We start from the raw sequence: 23,991 nt of genomic DNA, 5'->3' as shown, positions 1-23,991 counted from the left end.
CTCCAGTGCCTAGAGATTATCCGTAATGTTATCTAGTAACTGTGATATCTGGTCACGATCTGGAGCCATGGGGCTATGGGTCAGATAGGTTTCTAAGTCACTGCGGGCAGCCAACAGGTTTTGCAATTGGTAATGAACTAATCCCCGATCTCGGCTGTTGCTGGGCTCATTGGGCAGCAGCAGGAGCAAATAATCAAGGATCATCAGAGTGTTTGTTAAGTCACGCCGATTCAGGTAAATTAGCTTCAAATTAGTGAGAAGCCTTGCTAGAAGGGACTTATCGGTGATTGGAGCAAGATAGTGGCTGCTCCAAGCCGCATTGTCACCGTATAGCCGATGAAAAATAGCCTGACAATCGGTTGTAAAGAGGACCTCTCCCTGATTAAACGGGTCTATGTATACCTCCATCTCCTCAATCGTAGGGCGTGCTAAAAAATGTCCCGGCATGCCCACGCCAATCATCGGGAAATCTAACCGCTGAGCAACTTCTAGATACACCAGCGCCAGGGTAATGGGGATGCCTAATCGTCTTTCTAGCACCCGATTGAGATAGCTATTATCAGGATCGTAATACTCCATTTGGTTGCCCCTAAAGCCCAGTTCTCTGTAGAGATAGTGATTAATGGCCTGAATGGTCTTGAGGGGATAGGTAGAAATGTTAGGTCTGATAGCCGTTGCAATGGCATCCAGCTGTTGCAGAATCTCGGCGGGATCAAGCTCAGGATAAATTTCTTGCGCCGGACAGAGTGCGGCTGCAGCCAGGTTGCGAGTGGGCTGAGCAATCAATTGGCGAAACTGCTGTCGGGCCTGGGAGAAGCGCAGGGTCATGGAGATTGGTGAGGTTAAAAAGGCTTTGAGAGAGGGGTGATCAGGGGCGACAAGGACCGACAAAGGTCTTAGAGGAGCAGGGGGGAGTTAGTTGAATTTTGAGTGTTGAGTGAATGCCTGTGGATAGGAGTAATCCATGCATACGCAGGTAACTCAACACCAGAAACCAGGAACTAAGAGCCCATAACTCTTCCCTCTAACGTTGAGCTGAAGGCCCATCGTAGTCACTGCCACTGCCATAGATTAAGGCCTCTCTCCACCGTCGCCAATAGTAGCCAGCATCTTTGGCAGGAGTGGTTAGTATCTGATTGAGGGCGCTATAGATAGCCAAACTGAGATAATGTCCAGTCCAGTCTAAAACCGCTGGAACACCTACTTGGGGCAAAATTTTGGCGACAAGCATCGGATGATAAACAGAGGTGCGCAGTAACGTTTTTGCTAAGGGCAAGAACTGTACAACGTCTTGGAGAAATGGCCGTAGCACTGGCTCACCCAAGGCTGCCATATCTTGAAAAATGGTTGTTAGTAGGCTGTTGATGTGGTGTTGATCCAGGGATTGACCCATGGAAAGACTCATGGCTTTTTGAAACAGCCAGGTAACAGCAATATTCGGCTGATAAGGCTGTAACCAGCCAAGAGCGGCTGCATTTAGCTGATCTTGCTGTAAAGCATCATTGATGCCTGCACTCAGACGCGTTAGGTGCCGAATCATGGCCCCAAATCCGCCAAAACTGAGGGGAGACTGGTGGCCGCTAGCATCCCCAACTGCCAACAGCCGATCCCAAGAAAAACGTAGGGGGCTATTGCGATAAGCGGGGAAAAACCCAAACAAGGCCCGCTTAAAGTGAAGCTGCTCTAGGGAAACTCCTTGATAGTCAGGTAGTAACTGAAAGTAGTCTTCAAACAGGTCTTCTAGGGTGATGCGGTCGGGATGAGCATCGAGATAGGTGAACAGATAGGTGGTGCGGCCATCACGGGCGGGAAAAGCCTCCCAAAAATATTGGCACTGATTTTTAATCGGGGTGAATGAGGCAATTAGATCTCCGGTTTGATTATGTTCATATCCGGTGGCACAGGTTCCTACCACAAGACATACGGCATCAGGGGACTCTCCCTGACGGGCCTGCTGCACAATCGGGGAGAAATGGCCCATGGTATCGATCAGCAGACGGGTAACAAACGTACGCTCACCTGCGGTCACTTGCACGCCATCGGGAGCCACCCGAGCCGTGGAGAAGGGGGTCTTTTCCAAAAGTTCACCCCCCGCATCTAGAAAGACTCGTTTCAGGGTATCGAGCAGATAAACCGGGTCAACGCCAACATTGAGCACATCGCGTACCCAGAGGTCTTCACCACCATCGAAGTAAACGCGGGCCGGATTATATTCCGTTGCGATCGCAGTCTCCAGTTCCGTCTCACTTAATAGACCAAGCTCAACAAATGTCCTTAACTCACTACGAGATATATTCCACTCCTGATCCCGTCCCTTCAGGATATTTCTTTCTAATAGGGCTACACGCCATCCCTGACGGGCCAGAGTAGCGCCTAAGAGAATGCCCAGGGTGCCACCACAAATGATGACATCATAGGTGTCAGACTGGTTCTCTAGGTCCAAGGGCTCAGTTTGGGTAGACACCACATCGGGCGTGGGAATCTGTCCATGGCGATAGTCATGCCATAGGGCATCAGCTCGTTGGAGACCAATATAGGGATTGCCAGGAATGGCTTGGAGAATGGTTTGGGTGGGGGACATGAGATCAGAATCAGGGGAGGTAGAGGCAACAAAAACCGGAAATAAAGAAGCAGTCCAAACCCAATGGTCAAAAGACTACCCAAAAGAATTATCCCCGTGTTTCCAGCATAAGAGATGTAGGGTGCTGCATCGGGATAGCCCAGGTCTCGTTTCATGGTGTGAGTTGGGTTTCCCTTGGGAGTGCGTTTTAACACCAAACACCTGTGCTGCTCTGGCCGATCTTCTTCAAGGGTTAGGGGACTGCACAAAAATAAAGACCCAGGTTGGGACTATAGATGGGTGGATGAGTGATGGGGGAATGGGGTGATTATTTAAGCGCAAGCGCCTTAACACATTTGGAGTGTCTGGAGAAAACTGAATAAATGACCCTCGCCACTCACCAACAGTCTTACGGATGTATATCCACTCTCACTCCATGTACCTGGTTGGATGCCATAGGCGATCAGGAGGATAGTCGCGATCGCACCCCCAATCCCTACCAATCGCTGATTAAATACCTTTAGCCGTGTAGTATCTGGTGCTCGATATAGCAGAGCGTTAGTCGATTTTCTCAAAGCCAAGTAAGGCATTAAAGCCAAAGCTCCAAAGCCGAAAGAACTCACCACAAATGGCCAAGCCGGTAATGTCTGATCTCGTCCATCCGTCAAGACTAGACTGGCGTAGATAATTGGCCATAGCCCCATCAGATTAAACAAAACAACGGGGCAATGGGGTCAGATCAACCCATTGCCCCGCTGACAGTTGACAAATGACATCTAAGGTATCAGGGGTACTGGGTGGTGCCAGTAAGACTGCATAAGTTACAAAACCTAACCAAAGTGCTCCTAGGAAAAATGACTGCCATTGCCCTGTTAATGAGGGGGATATAGCAACCTCCTCGGATATCTTCATAAAGTTATGGTGTGTTGAAAGTTCAGATTTTCTTAAGTTTTAAGTTGGTATATCAACCAACATCAACCATCCCATTAATTGTACGAGGTGCCGTCTACTCTATAGAAGTGTCGCCAGTGTGACTTGCCTACCAGCACCTATTCGCCAGCGGCAATCTTTAAAACGCTAGGGTCCTAACCTAAGATGAGAGTTCACGAGTTCCTGCGGCTATACGAATCAGGCCATCGAAACTTTAAAGGAGTTAATCTGAGCGGTGCTGATCTGTCGAACTGCATTTTAGTTAATGTCGATTTGTCCGGTGCTAATTTGACGGCTGCTAACCTGAGTCGAGCCTTTCTCACCAAGGGACAATTTGTCGGTGCTCAGCTACAACGAACCAATTTGCAATTTGCCAAGCTGAGCGAGAGTAACTTTAGCCGTGCCAATCTCACCAAAATTGAGGGTCGTGGAACTTTTTGGATTAAATCTGATCTCTCCCATGCCCGGTTAAGTGGTGCTCAGCTGGCCCATGTAAACTTTCGCCAGAGTCGTTTGCACTGTGCTAATTTTTGCGGCGCAGTCCTGGCTGGAGCTAACTTGCGAGAAGCCCAATTAAGGGGGGCCAATCTTGCCTGGGCCAACTTGAGCGATGCCCGTCTTTATGGTGCCGACATTACCGCTGTGCAATTTAATGGCGCACATTTAGAAGGGGCGCGGCTTAACGGCCTTAATTTTCAAGACTATGACCTGAACGGCATTAACTTTTCCCATGCCCATATGAAGGGAGCAAATTTGCAGGGAACTAACTTAACAGCCGCCAATTTTTCCCACGCTCAATTACAACATGCCAATCTGCAACAGGCTCAAATGGTTGGGGCCAACTTGCACTATGCCCAATTGCAACGGGCTAATCTTGTGAATGTCGATCTTAGTCGCGCCAATATTGATCAAGCAGATTTAACAAGCGTCATACTCACCCATACAACCCTAGAAAAATCCAAGCCAGGAACTGTAGTCGTAAATCAAGGGATATTAGCGCGAAAATCAGTAAGTAAGTATTTCTGCCATTCAGTCTCAGACATCTGTAATAGCACCCAGAGTGTCCATGGAACTATTCTCTCCAGTTTCGGTTAGATCCCTTTAATGTTGTCTGGTTTAGATTTTAGCTTTGAGATATGACGTCATCTTCCCAACTGGGTCTCGTGTTAGTCACTACGGCTACTGAAACAGAAGCCCGTGCAATTGTTAAAAGCTTGATTGAGTCTAGATTGGCAGCCTGCGTCACCTTGACTCCAATTCAATCAATTTATCGTTGGCAGGGGGCTGTTCACAGCGACTCTGAGTACCAATTGTCGATTAAAACTGACCTGGCGCTATTTGACCAAATTGCCGCACAGATAGAGCACCAGCACAGCTACGATTTGCCAGAGATTATAGCAGTCCCTATTGTTGAGAGCACTGAGAGTTACGGCCAGTGGGTGAGGGAACAGGTTGGTGAGAGAGCAAGTAGGGACTAGGGAATAGGGAGTGGGGCTACAGCTGTGAAAGGGATATCTTGATGGAGTTTTCCGTTTCAACAGAAATAGCGCAGTCGTCCCTACTGTCCACTCCCTGAGTCCCATTCCCCCTTAAAACAGCTTCGCTGTTTGCGCCTTCACGTCATACTCGTACCGGGTCTTGTAGTCAGTGACTCCGTAGAGGTTAAAGGAAACTGTCGGTTCATCTCCTATGGGTTGTACCTGGTGAATTGCCCCTGGTGTAAAGCCAATAATGTCGCCAGGTACTAGATCTATCTCCCCAGCCGACTCTAGACGATGGGGCTTGTCTTCAGTGGGGGAACGTTGCCACAAATGATTTTTTTCCTCGCCACCAATCAAAGCAACAATCCCCCATGCTGAGTGGTTATGGATTGTTGATACTTGGCCAGGTGCCCAGGCCACCATTTGAACTGTTAGGGGAAATTCATATTCTCGATACAGAAATTTTACGGACCATCCAGTTTTTGGGGACGGTGCATCATACTCCATTTGTAACCAGTAGGAGCTAGTTAGTAGCTTACGGACAAGGGGCACAATCTTCTGAATACGAATACTGTCATCCTTCTCGTCTGCCAAAATGTCTTCTAAATCCGTTAAAAAGCGATACAGCCGATAAACACGTTTTGGGGGCTGCACATTATCCGTGCTTCCAAACGTGGTTGGCTGACCGTCATCGGTAATTAACCAGTTATGGTTTGTCATGGGCAAAGGGGCAAGAGTAGATTTATCAGACTAATGGCTTCATCTTAGATTCTCAAACACACAAAGATATAGCCATCCGCTGGTACTTAGAACATTGCCCTAATGTAACAGTGTTATATGAAAGAAACGTTTCATCTTGTAACAGCGGTGTGCTTACAGTCCGCACCTAGACACTGGGTTAAATTCTCTTGTCTGTAGCCTAATTCAGCTAATAGGCGGAGCAAACTTAAGCTATTTAGCTTTGAGGGGATTATAGCCATAAACCTTTTTGTGATTTTCAAGGTCAAACCAATTATCTTCTGCGTTATTCCTTAGAGCTCAAAGTGACTTACTGGGCAGGGCAAATAGTGCCAACGTTAGGGAATCTTAGCCAGTAGAACTCGACTCCGTTTACGCCCCCGGAACGCTTTTGGTGTATATGCTTAACTCACGCTCAAAACAGTACCTTCGTCGGTCTTTAACTTGGATGCTATTTACAGTTGTCTTGGCAACTGGATGTGGTCAAGCCAACTCGCAGGTGGATCCGAGCGTTCATATTGGCCCAGATGGTCAAGATATTCGGTGCACTAAAGATTCCTTATATGTTGAGCGGGGCCGTTACATATCTGGTAGCGACCAAAAGGAACGGGACTTTGCCTATCGTATTTCGGCCCAGTCTTTAGCGACTACGCCAGAAGAGGCCCTGGATATAGAAACTCGTTTACGCCAGCAGCGATGGTTTGATTTTGAACCTGAGGCTGGCAATCAACGTCTGGCAGCATTTTGCATTAGTCGCAATCTAGTTACAAACACAGATTATCAAGAGTTTGTGCTCGCAACTGGTTATCATCAGCCTGGCATCACTGCCGAGAACTACCAAGAGCAAAATATGCTGGTGCACTCCTATCAAGACCTGCGCCCATACTTTTGGCGGGGCTACCAGTTCCCTCCGGGTAAAGCGCAACACCCGGTTGTGCTGGTGTCTCAAAAAGATGCCTTAGCCTATGCCGCTTGGAAAAGCCAGGAAGATGGGCTTGAGTATCGACTGCCCACAGCTGACGAATGGGAAAAAGCAGCTCGCGGGATGGATGGACGTTATTTTGCCTGGGGTAGCGAATGGCAAGAGCAGGCTACAAACTGGCAGAAAAACGGACCCGAAGGAACTAGCCGTGTGGGTGCTTATCCCCTGAGTAAGAGTCCTTACGGTGTGGAAGACATGGCGGGCAATGTGTTTGAATTTACATCAACCGTATACGTGCAGGACGGTCAGGAGCGGGCCATTATGAAAGGGTGCGCCTGGGATGATCTGCCAGGATTTTGTCGGACTGCCTATCGCCATGGCCGACCTACGACCTATCGTCATATTTTGTTTGGATTTCGTTTGGTTTCGGACCCAAAACGCTAGTTTTGGCTGAAAAATCAGCTAAACTCCCTTGCCTTTCAGGTAATTAGCATCTTTTTCTCAGCCAACATTAAGGTTGATCGCGAATAATTATTCGCGGATTAATTTGTCGATTTGGTTTCGGCTGCATTATTATCTGTTCAATGCTTTAAGAGGAGCCCTCTGATGAAAGTTAATTATTTAGCGGCTGTTGCAGCTGCTTCTGTGTTGAGTGTTGGTGTTTTAACTGGTTGCGGCGGCGGCGGCGCAAATCCCTGTGCCGCTGACCCTTGCGCAGCACCCACTGAAGAAGTTGCTCCCTGTGCAGCTCCTTGTGCGGCTGATCCTTGTGCGGCTGACCCCTGTGCGGCTGATCCCTGTGCGGCTGATCCTTGTGCGGCTGACCCCTGTGCAGGCAGCTAACGTCTAGTACAGCTCAAAGACAACTGGATATTTACAAATTCAGCTTCCTGAAATTAGTTTCAGGAAGCTTTTGCTATGGTGACTGTGCCACAGCTAACACCACAGGAAGACTGCTATGAAGGTTGCATTTATTGGCCTTGGTACTATGGGCATGCCCATGGCCCTAAATTTGCTAGCTACAGGCCATCAGCTCATTGTCCATAATCGTAGTCGCGATCGCGAATTACCCCTGGTCGAGGCAGGTGCCCAGCGAGCCGCCACACCCGCTGCTGCTGCCACAGAGGCTGAAATTATTGTAATTTGCGTTAGCGATACGCCCGACGTTGAAGCAGTGCTTCTCGGGCCTGAGGGTGTGATTTCAGGAGCACAGCCCAATAGTTTAGTCATCGACATGTCCACCATTAGCCCCACGGTCACCCGAGCCATTGCAGCTGAGCTGGCTGAGCAGCAGATTGCCATGTTGGATGCTCCCGTATCCGGCGGTTCAGAAGGGGCGACCAACGGCACTCTATCCATCATGGTGGGGGGGGAAGCTGAAGCACTAACTAAAGCGATGCCTGTCCTGCAGGCCCTGGGTAAAACAATTACCCACGTTGGCCCCATCGGTGCTGGGCAAACCACCAAGGCCATTAATCAGATCGTTGTTGCAGGTACCTTTTGGGCCGTTGCTGAAGGGTTAGCTCTGGGGCTAAAAGCGGAGTTGGATATGGAAAAAGTCGTCCAGGCCGTGGGTGGTGGTGCGGCTAGTTCTTGGGCCTTTACCAATCGGTCTGGCAATATGCTCGATAATACCTATCCCCTTGGGTTCCGGATGCGGCTGCACCGCAAAGATTTGCTCATTGCTCTGGAGGCAGCCCGCGAACTGGGGTTGCCACTACCCATGGCAGCCTATGTGGAGCAGATTGAGAGTGGGCTGATCGCTCAGGGCTTTGGGGATGAAGATATGTCAGCGATTGCTCGCAGTCTGCGAGAGATGGGGGGGATCTAAAGGGTGTACGGAGATCGGACGGGAGGACCCTGCCCGCTTTCCGCATCAGGAGCTTAAGGTACGCCGATGGTGGTGATGTATAGCACGGCCTCATCCTCGGGGATGCCGAGGACGTCATTGACCTGATCGTCAAAGAACCCGGCAATGCCGCTCACACCGAGACCTAAGCGTGTGGCTGCCACATTCAGCCGCTGCCCTAGATGACCGGCATCCATGTGCAAATAGCGATATGTCCGATCACAATGGCGCTCAACGGCCTGTTTCAAATTGGCCGTATGCATAATGGCCACACTGGCATCACGGCCTAAGTGCTGTTCTAAGCAAAGATGATGTAGCTCGCGCCGGAAATGCTTAAACCGCACCTGTCGTAGGGTGGTTTCTGCCGGATCGTAGTAATAGCAGCCTGCATCCAGATTGTTGACGGCCAACACGACGATAAACGTCTGAATCAGGCTCAAATCAAAATAGTCGGGCTGCGGGTCGAACCCTTGTTCGCTATAGTTTTCAGGGTGATAGGTAAAATCCAGCAGCTGCCGTAGAGGATCCAAGGAAATTGCCGCACCCCGATAACGGCGAGTCGAACGCCGGTGCAGCATAGATTTAGTCAAATACTCCAGCCCTTCTCCCCAACTGATAGGGGCTACTTTGGTACTGGCGTTATTGCCAAATGGAAACGCATACTGGGAGCCAGCGAGTTGAGGCGAATGATCTAACCGGGCTTGCTCCAGACTTTTATCTGGCTGAGGGGTAATTTTGCTGGCCTGATGCAGTGCGGCCAGCAGCTGACCGTCATCTACCGTCACCCCATGCTCAGATACCTGTAAATCACTGGACAATGTGGTGCAGCCCCGGGGTAGGTTCTGCTCGACCTGTAGCAAATCGGCCAGGGCTAAAACCGCGATCGCACCCTCCTCTTCTGGGTTCAGGTACAGCAGATCATTCACCGCATCATCCACAAATCCACCGATCAGATGGGGGCGATAGTCACACAGCGATGCCGCCAGATCCACATTGCCCAATAAATGGCCTGTGTCCAGACATACCCGACGATAGGCCCGGGCCTGATAACGCCAGACCGAACGCTGGAACACAACGCTGGTCACCATCGCCAGGTGAGTGTGCTCCAGGGCCGGATGCCAAAAACAAGCCTCCTGCAATCGCTGCCACGGATGATCGTCCCAGAACCGCACCAAACTATGGGTCTTGACCTGGTAATTGTATAAACCAGCAGGCAGATGGGATGTGCCCCGGGAAATCAAGTAAACTTCTGCCGGGTACAGCGCACCGGCGGATGGGGCCGAACGCAGATAAACCGTATCCCCTATCGTGCTGGTAAATTTGGCCGTTAACCCATAGCTGTGGAATAAAAATTGCGATAGCCGCTGCCACCATTGATCGCTGGGACGTTCCACCGCTCCTAAATAGCCCTGTAGATCAAACCGGCTGCCCAAGGGATAACGTTTGTAAACTTCAGGCTGGTCAGCCCAGTTTAGGGTTCCTTGGGGCAGCGCATCGGGGAAATACTTAGTGCGTTGGTGATAGTGATAGGCGAGAGAGCGCGATGCCTTAGTCATGGCTGTGCAGTGGAGCTATCGATTGAGTGGATACCCAAGGCCGAGGATGCCCCCGAAAATCTTAAGTGACGCTTAAGAAAGCCTTTTTTCTACGATATGTATCTTAATTTACATTCTGTAACATCTTGCTTTCAGGTGCCAAACATTTCTGGAGCAATATTTATTGAGCCAGTTGGAGGCTGGCCTTATCGCAAGTGGCAGGTATCCAATTCAATTTTGACGTAGATGGGTATGACGGTTGATGAATTCTTAGCGGCCTATCAAGCTGGGAAACGTGACTTTCAAGACATTGTGCTAGAAGCAGCTAACTTATTTGATTGCGATATCCGCAACTGTGATCTCACGGGTGCTCACCTGCAGGGAGCCTATTTACCCTATGCCAAGCTCAGTCGGGTGCGGTTAATTGAGGCCACCTTAACGGATGCCAATCTGGGTAATGCCTTACTACAGGCTTCAGATTTGTCGCAAGCTAACCTACAGCGGGCCATCCTGTCCTATGGGAATTTGCGGGGAGCCAAGTTATCTGACGCGACGTTGTATCAGGCCAACCTTTACAGGGCTGACTTAACCGGGGCTGATTTAACGGGAGCCGATCTACGTCAGGTGAATTTAAGTCGGGCCAACTTAACCCAGGCCAACTTAACCCAGGTAGATTTGCGGGGTGCTAATTTATTCCGGGCCCGGCAGGTGGATTTAAGTGACGTGATATGCGATCGCACCACCATTGGTCCCGATGGTTATCCTATAGAAAATAGCGAGAATGAATTGTAGAGGCGTTCCGATGGAACGCCTCTACAAGCCGCCCTAGCTCAGGTATGCTATGAGCAGTCTTTAAGACCTGTCCTGCCCTTCCCCTCTATGACTGTGAGCGCATCATCAAAATCTGCTAATTGGCCAAAGTTGGCCCTCATGCTGATCTTAATGTGTGCTCCCATTCGACCGGGTCATGCCCAGACGGACACCACGATCACATCCTTGGGTAACAGCTCCACGGCTGAAGCGACGACGGCTGTGAATCAGCGTCCTGACGATGCTGTTGATTCTTCTGACTGGAGCATTGTGCTGCTGAGCATTTTGATCGGCACCTTGATCTTGCTCCTGGGGATGGGGATGGCCATGCTCTGGGTGATGCGCAGTGCGGTGGAAACAGAAATCACCAAGAATGTGACTAAAAACGTCCTTGGTCAGCTCAATGAAATCGAAAACCTGGAGAGCAAGATCCAGGCTGCCACCCGTAGAATTGATGGCATTTTGGCTGAGGCTGACGACCGCGCCGATGAGCTGGTGGAACGCTCCACCAGTTTTCAGCGAGACCTGACCACCCAGCGCAATAGTTTAACCAAGCTACTGGCGGATATTACTGACCTGAAGGCACGAACCGTTAAAGATTGGCAAACGGAGCTGGATAATGCTCGCCAGTCTTTTGGCACGACCCAAACCGATTTTCTGCAAGAGCTGGATAACCTGAAACAGACCACGATTCAGCAGCTGCAAACTCTCCAAGCCGATACCCGGCGGCAGCAACAGTCTGTATTTCAGGGGTTAGATACTGCCCAGTCCACCCTGGATAATCATTTGGCAGGTCTTAAAGCCACCGCTGACCATCGCCAAGGTATTTATCTCGATGAGCTAGAGCGCAAAGAATCTATCTTTTCTGACGAGATTGGTACACTACAGGCCAACACCATTGAGCAGCGCGATCGCTGGTTAGAAAAGTTGACCAGCCTGGAAAAAAATATTGGCCCCCAGCTGGAAGATTTGCGTAAGGCCATGAAAGCACAGCTGGAGCAGCAGCGGGACAGCATTATCGAAGAAATGCAGCAGGACCGGGGGGACTTTACCCAGGAAATGCAGCAAAGCCGGGGAGAATTTGCCCAGCAGCTGAACGAGATGCAGGCTAATGCCCTGGGCCATAAAGAATTAGCACTGCAGACCATTGAACGTTCAGTGGGTGACCTGCAACAGCAGTTTCAGCAGCTGCGTAACGATATTGAAGGCCGCAAAGCTGACCTGATGCAGCAGTTACGTCAGTCCACCGATGACTTTTTGACCCAGTTTGCCACCCTCCGAGTGGATGTGGAAGGTCGTAAAGGGGTGCTGTTAGGGGATATGGACCAGGTGGCCGCCAACTTTAAGCACCAGCTAGAACGACTGCAAGGGGACCTCAGCACCGAGCGAGATGAGTCATTTCGAGCATTGCAGCAGACGGCTAACAGTTTTGCCAATCAGCTCAGCCAGTTGCAAAGTGAAACAGGTGATCAGCAGTCTCGCACGCTGCAGACTATTGATGGCGCTGCCCGCGAATTTAACCGTCAGCTTACGGAGCTGCAGTCCAGTGTGACCCAGCAGCAGCAAGAGTCGTTGCAAAGTCTGCAGCAGCTTGAGGGCGAGTTTACCCAGCAATTGGGGCAAGTGCGTGATGTGGTGTTTGGCCGTCGCGACGTGGTGATCGACAAGCTGGATCAGTTTGATGCCAGCCTGGGGACGCAGATCAATGAGCTGGCGAATGCCGCCCGTGGTCGTCAGCAGGAAGCCCAGCAGCGGCTAATGGTGATTGTTGAGCGCTTTGCTACAGCCCTTGACGACCTGAAAACCCGGTTTGAAGGAGAGCAGTCTACCTCAGCCGCTGATTTGGAGCAGCTAAAACAGAGCTTTGCGGAGCAGCTGGATAGCTTACAAACTGATGCCAAGGTGCAAAAGGACCAGATTATGCGCCAGTTAGGGGAAGTGACGCCTGAATATGTGGCTGATTCGTTTGTGGATACGGCTCAAACTCAACTGCAAAGCCTGACCGAGCGCCTGGCACGGCTACAGTCTAATCGCCCCGAGCTGTTTGAGACCATTGACGAGCTTGTGGCCGAGGCTGAAGGCCAGATTGAAGCCGGTAATTTAGAAGATGCGATCGCAACCTACGATCGAGCCCTAGCCATCCAGCCAAACAATGCGGAACTGTGGTTAGCACGCAGTAAACCCCTCACCCAGCTGAAACGTCGTGATGAGGCCCTAACGGCGTTGCAAAAGGTGATTGACCTGGAGCCCCAGCGCAAAGAAGCCTGGTATCAGCGCGGTCTAGTACTGCGTGAGCTACGTCGCTATGACGATGCCCTGACCACCTTTGAACGGGTGATTGAACTCAATGATACGGACCCAAGAGCCTGGCTCAATAAGGGCATGGTGCTCAGCCGTCTCAAGCAGCGAGAAAAGGCAATTATTTCCTTTGATAAGGCCATTGCCCTTAACCCCACTTACCACGAAGCCTGGGTGAACCGTGGAGTGGCCTACGGTATTTTGCAACAACCAGAGGAAGCATTTAAGTCCTTTGATAAGGCAGTCAAGATTCAGGAAAACGACGGTGTGGCCTGGCTAAATCGGGGATTGGCACTATTGGATCTAGAGCGCTTTGAAGATGCGGTACCGTCGTTTGAGCAGGCCACACGGTTTAAGCCAGATTTAGTCAAGGCCTGGGATAATCGCGGATTGGCACTCGTTAAGCTGGGTCGAGACCGGGATGCCCTCAAGAGTTTTGAAAAAGCACTGGAGTTAAACCCGGCCTATGCAAAGACGTACTACAACCGTGCCGTTTGTTATGCCCTACAGCGGGAGACTGATAAGTCCCTAGAAAATTTGCAGAAAGCGGTGCAGATTGATCCGCGCTATAAAGAAGAAGCCCAGGCAGACGAGAGCTTTGAAGATATTTGGCAGGACAACTGGTTCAAAGAGTTAGTGGCGTAGGTTGGGTTGAATTTTGAGAAACCCAACAATCTAAATACGCGAGAAGGAACTGGGTAAGCTCTCATTAAGTCTGCTAGGTTTAGCGATCGCATTTCAAACCCATGAAAAACCGCTTAAATATCCGAGATACCAACATCTTGGGTGATGATGGCCCCATGCTGGTACTAGATTTTTTAACCGAACAGATTACGGTGCGAGAGCTAATTCGCAGTCGGGTTTATCAAGAAGTGAAAGACTTTAATGCGAAGCAGCCGGACGTTTTTACAGGATTGGTGCAACCCACTGAAACCGAACAGACACTAAACGGTTACAAACTGCGTAAACCCCGCAAGATTAACTGGGAAGCTCAGTTTGAAAAAGCCATTACCGCCTTTCAAAGTAACGGCTTTATCATTTTAGTGGATGACGAACAAGTGACGGAACTGGAAGACGAGATCACCATTGCCCCTGAGACTTCGGTCACCTTTATGAAATTGGTCCCCCTGGTGGGCGGTTAGTTGGGAGGTTAACCATGACCATCAACAATGCTGATATCATCCAAGCAGTTCTGCAAGAGCATCAAGAACCAACCAAAGGTCCCTCTTACAACTTCAAAGAGTCTGACATTTGGGAAGAAATCTCTAAACTCAATCGAGCTGAGCAAGCTGAGTTAGCCCTTGCCATGGTGCAAGCCTATAAGCACCACATGGAACAGGCGACTAACAATGACGATGGTGATGCCTATGGCAACGCCTCTGGTATTGCCAATGTGTTGCTACTGATCTTAAATCGCAAACTACCTTTTACCGCAGACGGTGTGATTGAATTTCTAGTCACCTGTCAAGATCGGAATCTGCGCACCTGGTATTGGTATACACCTGTCAAAAAGCTAACGCGAGATTATCTCAAAGACCATGCTCTAACGCCCGACCTACAAGCTGCTATTGAAGCAACCTACAACAGCTGGTCAAAACTTTACGGCGATGCACCCAAAGCCGCCAACCAACTACGCTTGTTAATCTCCGCTGAGACCAAAACCCTGGCAGTCACCCCCGGAGAACCCTGGTCTGATGCAGCTAAACAAACTATCGAAGCACTGCCCGAAACCAAACAAACTGCCTGGATTCAACTGCTTGCAGCCTGCTCTACAGCCTCTGGCGGTAAACCCACCGCCAAGTGGCTCAAAAGCGCCAAGCCTCTGCGCCAGGCTGTAGGTATAGACACCTTTCAACAGTATCTAGTGGAGTGGTGTCCACTGGTAGACCAGCCCCGCACGCAGCCTTTGCCCGGTTGGCGTGGTGGTGATGATGTGATTCAAGACAAAAATGCCGACATTCTCAAAGGTTTAGTGTGGCTCTGTGCGGATCAAACCGAGGAAGAGTTGGTGCGTGCTTTGGGAAAACTAGCAGTTTCAGCCTATCGCAAAATTCCTGGCATTGGACCACGGTGCGTGAAGCTGGGCAATGCCTGTGTGTGGGCCTTGGGGCAAATGCCCACAGCGGATGCCATTGGTCAGCTGGCATTGTTAAAGGTAAAGGTAAAGTTTGGCACGGCCCAAAAGGGAATTGAAAAAGCACTGACAGCTGCGGCTGAGCGAGAGGGACTACCCCGAGAAGAAATTGAAGAGTTGGCGGTGCCCACCTATGGGTTGAGTGAGGTGGGCGTGCGGCGAGAGACATTGGGCGAGTTTACGGCTGAGCTGATGGTGACTGGCACTAGTAGCACAGTGCTACGGTGGCTTAAGGCAGATGGCAACGTGCAAAAGTCAGTGCCTAAGGCCGTTAAGGATAACTACGGTGAGGATCTAAAGGAGCTAAAACAGGCAGCAAAAGATATTCAGAAGATGTTGCCCGCCCAGAGAGACCGCATCGAGGCATTTTATCTACAGCAGAAGACGTGGGGTTTTACTATCTGGCAGGAGCGTTATGTCAATCATCCATTGGTGGGTACTTTAGCGAGACGGATGCTCTGGCAGTTTGAAGAAGATGGAAAACATGCTGTAGGGTTCTGGTTTGACAGGGAAAACGGTCCCCCCAGCTCCCAAAACTTGGGGGAAGTCTCTGCTCAAAGTCCCCCAGACTTGGAGGATTTAGGGGGCCAAGGCAAGATAGCCAACACGACTCAAACATCTTTGAAGACAAATCTAGTCGATCTACAAGGAAAACCCATTGACTGGTTGACACATAAAACTCGCGTCAGTCTATGGCATCCGATTACAGCAACAACTGAGACCATTCAGGCCTGGCGCAGTTGGTTAGTTAACCATGGGATTCAGCAGCCGTTTAAACAGGCCCACCGGGAGATTTATCTACTCACGGCGGCTGAAGAGACTACTCGTGTGTACTCCAATCGGTTTGCAGCCCACATTATTAAGCAGCATCAGTTTAATGCGCTGTGTGGTCAGCGGGGCTGGAAGAATCAGCTGAGGCTGATGGTGGATGATGATTATGAACCGGCACGGTTACTATTGCCCAAGTGGGATTTGCGGGCAGAGTTTTGGATTGAAGGGATTGGGGATGACTACGGTAGCGATACGACTGAGGCGGGTACCTATCTTTATTTAGCGACGGACCAGGTGAGGTTTTACCCAATTGATGCGGCGAGTAATTTTGCCCATGCGGGTGGTGGTGGTTATGGCACCTATCGTAATGCTCCAGCAGAGCCGATACCGTTGAGTGACATTCCGGCATTGGTATTGACAGAGGTGTTACGGGATGTAGATTTGTTTGTGGGTGTTGCCAGTGTGGGCAATGATCCAAACTGGACGGATGGTGGCGCTGAAGGACGACGACAGTATTATGACTACTGGCATGATTATTCGTTTGGGGAGCTATCGGCGACTGCCCAGACGCGACGGCAAGTGTTGGAAAATTTGGTGCCCAAGTTGAAGAAGATTGCTAGCCGCTGTTCGTTTCAGGAACGATTTTTGGTGGTGAGGGGGGATATTCGCACCTATAAGATTCACCTGGGCAGTGGGAATATTTTGATGGAGCCGAATGATCAGTATTTGTGTATTGTGCGGGCAGGGAAGAGTGCGGCGGATAAAGTGTTTCTGCCCTTTGAGGGGGATAAGACCCTGGCGCTGATTTTGAGCAAGGCGTTTTTGCTGGCCGAGGATACAAAAATTATAGACAAAACAATTTTGAGCCAGATTAACCCGTAGGTTGGGGTTGAAGTGGATTGTTGGGTTTTGGAGAGCCGCAAGGGAGCAGAGAATGTTGGATAAAGTTATCAACCCAACCTACGGGGGATGTTCATCTCTGGTGAATGACAATATCGCCCCCACTGACCTTTTGCAAGAAGAGACGATCGGCAACATGGTCAAGAAGCCGGACATAGTATCTACCTGTCAGGCAGAATTGAACGATAATTCAAGCTTATACTACTCATCCTCAGCCTTTTCCCACTCCAGGGTAATCTCCAAACTTGTCGTCCCAGTTCCCCTGGCCAACGCCGCAATCAGATGCCCCTCCTGCACCTCCACCTCCACACCAAAGGTCACACTGGCTTTGGTTGGTTTCGCTGCATTAATCGGCTTTGCAACGGCCTTCACAATCCCCTCAATGGAAGACGTTACCCTATCAAACGAAGACTTAGACCCTAACTTATCTGAATTACCCCGTGTTACTTGGGGTGGTTTTACCTTGACATAAATCAAGCTGCCATCGTCTAACTCTACAGGGACTGTTTGGCCCGATTCGTAATTCATGAGCAAGCGCTAAAACATCAGCTCTGTTATAACGCTCGTACCACAATTACCCAACCCACCAGCAACATTTCGACAGGCAAAAAAAGCCACCCCCATTAAAAGGTGACTCGGATGTTCCAGGAAACTTAACCAAAATTTGACTGATTACGGCAACGTCTCTTCCTACAGCGCCGCCCTATTCGTCAGCCACTCTGCGGACCAAAAGCGCACTGCACCATCAGCACTGCTGCTCATCAACACCTTGCCCTCATCAGCAAATTCCAGATCCCATACAGCCATTGTGTGCCCCCTCAGGGTTTGCACCCGCTGATGATTTTTCACATCCCATAGTTTCACTGTGTGATCATAGCTGCCACTGGCCACCGTGCGCCCATCGGGGCTAAACGCCACTGAATATACTGCGCGCCCATGGCCCACAAACATACAAACAGGTTCAAATTTTTGCAAATCCCAGGCAATCGCGGTCCTATCTTGACTACCGCTCACCACCATGGTGCTATCGGGGCTAAATGCTAAATCCCACACCGTTCTCTTGTGCCCATGCAGCGTGAGTAGCTTCATCTTAGTTTTGAGATCCCACACGTGAAGCATACCGCGCCGATCCCCGCTGACAATAGTCTTGCCATTGGGGCTAATAGCCACCGCCGTAATTCCGTGGGGGTGCTCAAACGTGTGTAACAGCTCACCGGACCAGATATCCCAAATTCTGACAGTTTTATCAAAACTGCCACTCACCAAAAGGCTGCCATCTTCGCTGATGGCCAACGATTTCACATCATCGGTATGCCCAACCAAATCATGAAACAGTTGCTTTGTCATTAAGTTCCAAATGCGAATATCGTTGTCCCAGCTACCGCTGGCCAGCAGCTTGCCACTCGGAGTCAAGACAACATCTTCGACCGCATCAGAATGAACTTGGTGGGATTGCAACAACTTGCCAGATACGGAATCCCAGACCGAAATAGTGCCATCAAAATGCCCCGTTGCAAAAATCTGGCTGGCCGCATGCATGGTGCTGCCATAGGTCACCGCATCGGTTGTAAAGGCCTGCCGTGAGCCAAAACGATTATCAAAACCAAAAGAGGCATGGGCATCGGTGACACCTGACGCTACATTAACGGCACCCATACGGGTCGCCATCGGTGGCGCAACCATGTCTATACCCACTGCGATACAGGCAGCCACTAAGCTAATTAAACTCAGCTTTTCAGCGGTGGATGTCTTCTTTTTACGGGATTTTTTAGCTTTAGATGGTTGATTTTCGCGTTGCTGACGCTTTTTACTGGCAAGATTTTTTAAAAATGAGTTCCTTTTCTTAGCTTCGGTAGATTTTGATGTGACGATCATGACGTTTATACTGGCACCACTGATAAATTCCAACAGAAGCCTATGCCTAGCTAGACATAGAACTCCTTAGCCATGGCTGCTGCCCATAAAGAGGTGGACAGACATCCTCGAATGGGCCCCCTCTTGTGTTTAGTGAGGGAGTATATCAATAACAAAGGGCACCTCAAATCATCCGCTGGGCCATGTTTGAACCCCCAGGTTCGATGAAATGAGGTAAATATTAGTTGATTCTGACTTTAACCAGGTCTTTCTGAAATTCTGATCCTTTGCGAACCAGGAACAAAACTGTAATGGCGATAATGCAGATGGCAGCAATTGGAGTAACCATTGTCCACTGACCTGCCATTTTATTGATGACATGCCAGGTCAGCAGAAACATGGCGGCATAGGTCAATGTATGGAGGCGTTTCCAATTTTTTTTGAGCCGCTTTATGCTCCAGTTGTTAGAGGTGATTGTTAGTAGCGTAAAAATAATGAGTGTTGACAACCCCTCAACACTGGCTCGGTAGGTATGGAAATCAAAAAAGTCAAAATTACGTTTGCGAATGACAAAGTAGGTATGACCAACCGCAAGTACAAAAGATAGAATGCCAATAGCTCGTCGCTGTTTGAGTAGCCAGCGAACAATGCTATGGCTTTTGAAAGCTGGAAAGACAACGCGGATAATGGTTGGTGCCAAAGTGGCGACATAGGCAACCAGTGCCAGAAACCCCAGATGGTTTCCAAGGGGCACGGGCTCAAACGATAGACTCATCTCAGGTAGAACACTCATCGGTTAACTGCTGCTTAGGAGACGCTCAAACCGAACTAAACGTTGGCGTGAAATCTCCTTAACGGTCGAATTGTCTGTGAGTACGGAGTCTACTTGCAACGCTGTAACAAGGCTTCAAACATTTTTAAGACTCCGACTTTAGACTAAATGAAAAATAATGATGCACCCATTGTGTCCCCGATCAAACAAGATACGTTTGAAAAAATCCCTGCTAAATGTAGTTGAGCAGGGAAATAATAAATGCTCTTGCTAACGTATATATGTTAGAACGGAGTAATTTCACCCACTCATATTGATCCGGAGACTTTATCAAAAGTTTCTAGTTTCCCCATGAATTGCTAAAGATTCTGTAGAGAGTCAAATCATGACTTGACTTTTATGTCTTCATATTGCTAACAACACAACTTCCCCCCTAGTATCTGAATAATGCCAAACTAGGAGGGAAGTGCTGAATTAAGTTATTTATGGCGATTTTGCTAGCTTAGGATGATAAAGCTTGCCGATAGTTAGACTTTTTCAGTATTAGTCCTAAAGGGAGCGCCTTAAGGGCTTCACCCGCTGACTCAAAGCGAAGATGGTAATTTGGACTGACCATTCGCTCGAAAAGTTTAATAATGTTCGAATCTGCCTTGACCAAATCCGTTAGCTTGCCCTTGCTGCTGGTCTTAACGAGCCATTCAGGAGACTGTCCTGTTAATGATTGTAGGACAATCATGCCGATGGAATAGACGTCGCTGTTTAGCTGAGGATTACCAGCACGCTGCTCAACGGGTTGATAGTTGTGGTGTTTCAAAATTGCTTGGCGGTAGGCCAATGAATGGGACCGCAGATTGACAAATAGCCGCTTGAGGACACCATATTCCACCAGGATGATGCGATCGTCCGATTGACGACGTACAAAGCTTTGGGGATGACATTCACAGTGGACAATTTTCCCTTGGTGAAAGGGGTGTATGCTGCTAAGCAAATTGTGGGTTAGCTGCAAGACGTGGCCCATGGATTGCGCACTGTCGAGCTCATCGACTAAGGATGTGCCTACAATATCGGACTGTACCCAGTAGAATTTATCATCTTGCTCAAACGAATCTAGGCAAGTGGCAATATCATCCTGTCGAGTGATGACCTTGAGAAACTTCATTTCTGAGTCCAGGGCATCACGCACCAGGGGCAGTAGTGAAGAATTTCCGACTGGTAGGTTAAAGACATTGATGATGACTGATTTGGCATCATTGTCGAGATCTTTAGCCAATAATCGCTGGCCAAATGTGTTTTCACTCAGCACTCGGCTAACTTCGTAGCGCCCCTTTAGAGACTCCTCAGAGGACTTGTTCCGGCTAGGCTGCGGAGATGTGAACTGTGTCTTTAATGATGAAAACTCGCTTTCTAATTCTGAAAATTGAGATAGCGCAGATTCTAATTTTGTGAAGGTTAGGGGGTTGGCTGCTGACGATGTGCTGTCAGGGGATGTCACCCCTAACAATGTATTCACCTTGCCTAGCAGACGCTTAAGTACAATGGGTTTAGTATCGTAGTCGTTGCAGCCAACTTCTAACGCTGTTTTCCAGTTACCTGATTTATTGTTAGTTGTTAACGCAATGATAGGGATATGTGCCGCTGCCGTGGATGCTTTCAGGATTTTGATTGACTGCCATCCATCCATCACGGGTAAATCCGTATCCATGATGATTAAATCGGGCTGCTTTTCGATGGCCAGTGATACACCTTTGTCGCCATCGGTTGCAGTCAGAACCTCGTATCCGCAATGCTTCAGGCGTCGTTCCAGCATTTTGCGGTTTAATGCATTGTTTTCTACTAACAAAACCTTAGGCATGGCGAATAATAAGGGATAGATTGAACACTCAACGATGTCAGGACGTCATGGTTAAGCTGTCGCCCAACCGACTTAGCAAAATTAGACCGCAGCACAAACATGCAGTTCTTCTAAAAAGTCTTGCAAATTCAAATCGTTGCGATAGTAGATACTTTGAACATCATTGGCAATTTGGATGCTGATCTCTGTTTCGATAACTGAATTAGCGATCGCAATAATAGGAATTTCCTCAAACGCCGACGTCTGTCGCAGCGACTTGATACACTGAATCGCATCAGACTCCAGACTTAAGTCAATTAAAATAAGGGTCGGTGGTTTGTCTACCTGAGCCAGCGTCAAGGCATCGGCACTATTGTCAATACACTTAACTAACCAGGTTTCTTGCTGCAGCATACGAGTAATAACTTCTTCATTCTTTTCGCGTGCTTGCAGTACTAAAAGCCATGGTTGCTCTTCTTGGATGGGCTGGCGGTTGCCTTGAACCACTTGAGGTAAGCGCAGAGTAAACTGGGAGCCTCTATCAGACTGACTTTCTACTGTAATATCTCCTCCCATCATGTTGGCAAACTGTTTGGTGATGGTCAGGCCGAGTCCTGTGCCGCCAAACTGTCGAGTGGTTGAACTATCGGCTTGGGCAAAGGCTTCAAAGACCTTTTTCTGTTGTTCCGATGTCATGCCAATGCCAGTGTCTGTGACAATAAAATCAATCCATGGTTGATCCCCTTCCATGCTTGATTTAACTGTTAAGGCAATGGTTCCATCTTGAGTAAATTTGTTAGCATTACTGAGCAGGTTTAACAAGCTCTGATGCACTTTAGAGTGATCGGCCGAAATTACGTCTACATTAGCTCCCTGATGGACAATTAGCTTATTACCCTTCTTTTGAATGAGGGGATTGAGGACATCAGCAACCTGTTCAACTAAGAAGGAAATGGAGAATTCCTCAATGAATAGCTCCATGCGACCTGATTCAATCTTGGAGAGGTCAAGGACTGAATTAATTAGGGTCAGTAGTTGTTTGCCGGCATCTTGAATACGATACAGATCGGTTTGGGCATCTTCGACAGAAAGGTCTTCAGCTTCTTCAGCCAGCATCTCACTGTAGCCAATAATGGCATTGAGAGGTGTGCGTAGCTCATGGCTCATATTGGCCAAAAATTCGCTCTTTGCCTGGGTTGACGCTTCAGCGCTTTCTTTAGCGTGGCTTAAAGATTGTTCCCTGAGGACAACTTCGTTGGCCATGTGCTCAAAGGCTCGAGCCAGTTGCCCCGGCTCGTCGGTGCGGGATGTCAAACTGCTGAGGGATGTGGTGCCGTCTGAGTTAGTGGGTAGGGTGACCCGTTGTCCTAGACTGATGTCGCGGATGAGCTTGTTGAGTTGGCCGAGGGGACTAATCACTGTTTTTCTTAGCAGGTGATTGATGACGCCAATGACGACAGCAAATACACCGGTAAAGATGGCAACCGCGAGTAAGAGATATTGATTTCCTTCTATAAATACCTGGCTAGAGGGGACGTATATGGTCTGAGCCGCAACGGTTTCTCCTAGTTTCCAGCCGTAGCCATTTTCAGTACCATAGGTTTGCCGCATACTGGGTGGCGCATCTGAGGGGATGCCATGGCATTCTAAACAGCTCTCTTTTTCAATGGTGAGCGGGCGGCTGATGTACAGCAGCTTTTTACCCTCCATTCTGCGATAACCTTTGAGTTCTTCTAGCTTGCTGTTTTCTCGAAATTGATTGACAACTTGGGTTTCAAACTCGTCTGCTTGATCCCTTGGATTGGTTGGATTTAGGGTTGCTTCTTTGTATAGAAAATCCTCATATTCATTCGCGGCGCGGAAACCTTCAAATACTTCCCTGGCGGAATAGGCCGGTACGGTTTCAGGAATAAATTCTGTCGCTTCAGCCAGTTCATCTGCCAGATGGGGTCTTACCTGCGCACTGGTGTAGTTTCTGACCGCATTCATGGTTTGGATTAATATTTCTGCCCGATGGACGATTTCGCCCTCAGCTTTCTGACGCATCGCAGCTGAGAGAATTAATCCACTGGCAATAATGCCCACGAAAAAAATAATCGTTAACATCCTGGTAAATTGATTACCAAGACTAGAAAGACGGCGTTGAGACCTCATAGTGTATGACTCACCCTAAAAGTTAGGCATATAAATAATTTGGTGTTGCTGACCTTGGCAGGGGTCAATCTAAGAAACACTGATGTAAAGCAATCCTGCCCGATCGCTTCATCCCTTAAATCAGCAACAGCAATAATTCCTCTATGGGTCGATTATGTGTTATGCCATGGTGAGGAATAAAGTATGGCTCAACGGTAAAACCAATAATTTATGGGTATGTAGATATTCGCTAAAATATTTTGGTTCTTTCCTGGTGGATAGAACCGTAGCTATAGAGTACATTTCATCCGTTATAGCTACTTTTTTGGAGAGATATATAATTTCTGTTCCTATTTCTCAAGGCTGAATATTTAGCTTTGATGAAATCTGTAGATTGAAGGGCTTATCAGTAAAATTACCGTTGCTTTATTTGCAGATGAATGGGTCTGGAGAAAGCGGTCATAACCAGCTCT

The 23,991-nt window shown here is 48.9% G+C and carries 19 protein-coding genes; 9 read left to right on the top strand and 10 right to left on the bottom strand.

Annotation, left to right across the window (positions count from 1 at the left end):
- Positions 1–9: 9 nt before the first annotated feature.
- From QGP82_RS20420 to QGP82_RS20410, 3 genes are all read right to left on the bottom strand, one after another.
- Positions 10–828 carry a SirB1 family protein gene (locus tag QGP82_RS20420; protein ID WP_490793368.1) on the bottom strand — a complete coding sequence of 273 codons (819 nt, stop codon included), beginning with the start codon at positions 826–828 and terminating at the stop codon, positions 10–12.
- 196 nt (positions 829–1,024) lie between these two features.
- On the bottom strand, positions 1,025–2,581 hold the full coding sequence (locus QGP82_RS20415; RefSeq protein ID WP_499060810.1) for an FAD-dependent oxidoreductase: 1,557 nt from the start codon (positions 2,579–2,581) through the stop codon (positions 1,025–1,027).
- A 326-nt stretch (positions 2,582–2,907) separates the two neighbouring features.
- A complete protein-coding gene (locus tag QGP82_RS20410; RefSeq protein ID WP_499060809.1) occupies positions 2,908–3,264 on the bottom strand; it encodes a hypothetical protein in 357 nt (118 codons plus the stop codon).
- A 391-nt stretch (positions 3,265–3,655) separates the two neighbouring features.
- Between QGP82_RS20410 and QGP82_RS20405 the strand changes: the two genes are divergently transcribed.
- Together QGP82_RS20405 and cutA are read left to right on the top strand one after the other, a co-directional pair.
- On the top strand, positions 3,656–4,585 hold the full coding sequence (locus QGP82_RS20405) for a pentapeptide repeat-containing protein (RefSeq protein WP_499060808.1): 930 nt from the start codon (positions 3,656–3,658) through the stop codon (positions 4,583–4,585).
- 41 nt (positions 4,586–4,626) lie between these two features.
- On the top strand, positions 4,627–4,968 hold the full coding sequence (gene cutA, locus QGP82_RS20400) for a divalent-cation tolerance protein CutA (RefSeq protein ID WP_006514764.1): 342 nt from the start codon (positions 4,627–4,629) through the stop codon (positions 4,966–4,968).
- Between the two features lie 111 nt (positions 4,969–5,079).
- Here the strand turns inward: cutA and QGP82_RS20395 are convergent, their stop codons facing one another.
- Positions 5,080–5,691 (bottom strand): cysteine dioxygenase family protein, encoded by a 612-nt coding sequence (locus QGP82_RS20395; RefSeq protein ID WP_163664310.1) that lies wholly within the window; start codon positions 5,689–5,691, stop codon positions 5,080–5,082.
- A 466-nt stretch (positions 5,692–6,157) separates the two neighbouring features.
- On the opposite strand from QGP82_RS20395, the gene QGP82_RS20390 reads away from it, so the two are divergent.
- The 3 genes from QGP82_RS20390 to QGP82_RS20380 all read left to right on the top strand — a co-directional run bounded on the left by QGP82_RS20390 (position 6,158) and on the right by QGP82_RS20380 (position 8,462).
- Positions 6,158–7,075, top strand: coding sequence for a formylglycine-generating enzyme family protein (locus tag QGP82_RS20390; RefSeq protein ID WP_163699495.1), 918 nt, complete (start codon positions 6,158–6,160; stop codon positions 7,073–7,075).
- Positions 7,076–7,237: 162 nt separating this feature from the next.
- Entirely contained in the window at positions 7,238–7,474 is a 237-nt protein-coding gene (locus tag QGP82_RS20385) for a hypothetical protein (protein WP_163699497.1), read from the top strand.
- A gap of 115 nt (positions 7,475–7,589) precedes the next feature.
- On the top strand, positions 7,590–8,462 hold the full coding sequence (locus QGP82_RS20380) for an NAD(P)-dependent oxidoreductase (protein WP_163664304.1): 873 nt from the start codon (positions 7,590–7,592) through the stop codon (positions 8,460–8,462).
- Positions 8,463–8,515: 53 nt separating this feature from the next.
- On the opposite strand, the gene QGP82_RS20375 is transcribed toward QGP82_RS20380, so the two are convergent.
- The gene (locus QGP82_RS20375; RefSeq protein WP_163664302.1) at positions 8,516–10,036 is read right to left on the bottom strand and encodes a SagB/ThcOx family dehydrogenase; all 1,521 of its coding nucleotides are present in this window, start codon (positions 10,034–10,036) and stop codon (positions 8,516–8,518) included.
- A 225-nt stretch (positions 10,037–10,261) separates the two neighbouring features.
- Between QGP82_RS20375 and QGP82_RS20370 the strand changes: the two genes are divergently transcribed.
- The 4 genes from QGP82_RS20370 (at position 10,262) to QGP82_RS20355 (ending at position 16,910) form a co-directional block, all read left to right on the top strand.
- Positions 10,262–10,807, top strand: coding sequence for a pentapeptide repeat-containing protein (locus QGP82_RS20370; protein WP_163664300.1), 546 nt, complete (start codon positions 10,262–10,264; stop codon positions 10,805–10,807).
- Between the two features lie 93 nt (positions 10,808–10,900).
- The gene (locus tag QGP82_RS20365; RefSeq protein ID WP_499060807.1) at positions 10,901–13,768 is read left to right on the top strand and encodes a tetratricopeptide repeat protein; all 2,868 of its coding nucleotides are present in this window, start codon (positions 10,901–10,903) and stop codon (positions 13,766–13,768) included.
- A gap of 101 nt (positions 13,769–13,869) precedes the next feature.
- Positions 13,870–14,265: a hypothetical protein gene (locus QGP82_RS20360; protein ID WP_499060806.1), complete on the top strand. Its 396-nt coding sequence runs from the start codon at positions 13,870–13,872 to the stop codon at positions 14,263–14,265.
- A 14-nt stretch (positions 14,266–14,279) separates the two neighbouring features.
- Positions 14,280–16,910, top strand: coding sequence for a DUF4132 domain-containing protein (locus tag QGP82_RS20355; RefSeq protein ID WP_499060805.1), 2,631 nt, complete (start codon positions 14,280–14,282; stop codon positions 16,908–16,910).
- Positions 16,911–17,129: 219 nt separating this feature from the next.
- Here the strand turns inward: QGP82_RS20355 and QGP82_RS20350 are convergent, their stop codons facing one another.
- The 5 genes from QGP82_RS20350 to QGP82_RS20330 all read right to left on the bottom strand — a co-directional run bounded on the left by QGP82_RS20350 (position 17,130) and on the right by QGP82_RS20330 (position 23,539).
- Entirely contained in the window at positions 17,130–17,456 is a 327-nt protein-coding gene (locus QGP82_RS20350) for a CU044_2847 family protein (protein ID WP_163664291.1), read from the bottom strand.
- Positions 17,457–17,618: 162 nt separating this feature from the next.
- Entirely contained in the window at positions 17,619–18,803 is a 1,185-nt protein-coding gene (locus tag QGP82_RS20345) for a WD40 repeat domain-containing protein (RefSeq protein WP_163664289.1), read from the bottom strand.
- Between the two features lie 220 nt (positions 18,804–19,023).
- Positions 19,024–19,575 carry a ferric reductase-like transmembrane domain-containing protein gene (locus QGP82_RS20340; protein WP_250564925.1) on the bottom strand — a complete coding sequence of 184 codons (552 nt, stop codon included), beginning with the start codon at positions 19,573–19,575 and terminating at the stop codon, positions 19,024–19,026.
- Between the two features lie 481 nt (positions 19,576–20,056).
- Positions 20,057–21,406 (bottom strand): response regulator, encoded by a 1,350-nt coding sequence (locus tag QGP82_RS20335; protein WP_163664287.1) that lies wholly within the window; start codon positions 21,404–21,406, stop codon positions 20,057–20,059.
- Positions 21,407–21,487: 81 nt separating this feature from the next.
- Complete coding sequence (locus QGP82_RS20330; protein ID WP_163664285.1) at positions 21,488–23,539, bottom strand: c-type heme family protein; 2,052 nt, start codon at positions 23,537–23,539, stop codon at positions 21,488–21,490.
- Positions 23,540–23,991 lie beyond the last annotated feature (452 nt).

The sequence above is a fragment of the Leptothoe sp. LEGE 181152 genome, assembly GCF_032906605.1.
Lineage (GTDB): Bacteria > Cyanobacteriota > Cyanobacteriia > Phormidesmidales > Phormidesmidaceae > Leptothoe > Leptothoe turfae.
The sequence above is the reverse complement of the archived record's forward strand: the minus strand, read 5'-3'. Positions and strand labels throughout refer to the sequence as shown.

Coding starts and splice junctions, on each gene's coding strand:
- QGP82_RS20335 (WP_163664287.1), bottom strand. CDS start 21,406: ATGCCTAAGGTTTTGTTAGTAGAAAACAATGCATTAAACCGCAAAATG.
- QGP82_RS20395 (WP_163664310.1), bottom strand. CDS start 5,691: ATGACAAACCATAACTGGTTAATTACCGATGACGGTCAGCCAACCACG.
- QGP82_RS20350 (WP_163664291.1), bottom strand. CDS start 17,456: ATGAATTACGAATCGGGCCAAACAGTCCCTGTAGAGTTAGACGATGGC.
- QGP82_RS20355 (WP_499060805.1), top strand. CDS start 14,280: ATGACCATCAACAATGCTGATATCATCCAAGCAGTTCTGCAAGAGCAT.
- QGP82_RS20340 (WP_250564925.1), bottom strand. CDS start 19,575: ATGAGTGTTCTACCTGAGATGAGTCTATCGTTTGAGCCCGTGCCCCTT.
- QGP82_RS20415 (WP_499060810.1), bottom strand. CDS start 2,581: ATGTCCCCCACCCAAACCATTCTCCAAGCCATTCCTGGCAATCCCTAT.
- QGP82_RS20380 (WP_163664304.1), top strand. CDS start 7,590: ATGAAGGTTGCATTTATTGGCCTTGGTACTATGGGCATGCCCATGGCC.
- QGP82_RS20420 (WP_490793368.1), bottom strand. CDS start 828: ATGACCCTGCGCTTCTCCCAGGCCCGACAGCAGTTTCGCCAATTGATT.
- QGP82_RS20410 (WP_499060809.1), bottom strand. CDS start 3,264: ATGGGGCTATGGCCAATTATCTACGCCAGTCTAGTCTTGACGGATGGA.
- QGP82_RS20330 (WP_163664285.1), bottom strand. CDS start 23,539: ATGAGGTCTCAACGCCGTCTTTCTAGTCTTGGTAATCAATTTACCAGG.
- QGP82_RS20390 (WP_163699495.1), top strand. CDS start 6,158: ATGCTATTTACAGTTGTCTTGGCAACTGGATGTGGTCAAGCCAACTCG.
- QGP82_RS20405 (WP_499060808.1), top strand. CDS start 3,656: ATGAGAGTTCACGAGTTCCTGCGGCTATACGAATCAGGCCATCGAAAC.
- QGP82_RS20375 (WP_163664302.1), bottom strand. CDS start 10,036: ATGACTAAGGCATCGCGCTCTCTCGCCTATCACTATCACCAACGCACT.
- cutA (WP_006514764.1), top strand. CDS start 4,627: ATGACGTCATCTTCCCAACTGGGTCTCGTGTTAGTCACTACGGCTACT.
- QGP82_RS20345 (WP_163664289.1), bottom strand. CDS start 18,803: ATGATCGTCACATCAAAATCTACCGAAGCTAAGAAAAGGAACTCATTT.
- QGP82_RS20360 (WP_499060806.1), top strand. CDS start 13,870: ATGAAAAACCGCTTAAATATCCGAGATACCAACATCTTGGGTGATGAT.
- QGP82_RS20385 (WP_163699497.1), top strand. CDS start 7,238: ATGAAAGTTAATTATTTAGCGGCTGTTGCAGCTGCTTCTGTGTTGAGT.
- QGP82_RS20370 (WP_163664300.1), top strand. CDS start 10,262: ATGGGTATGACGGTTGATGAATTCTTAGCGGCCTATCAAGCTGGGAAA.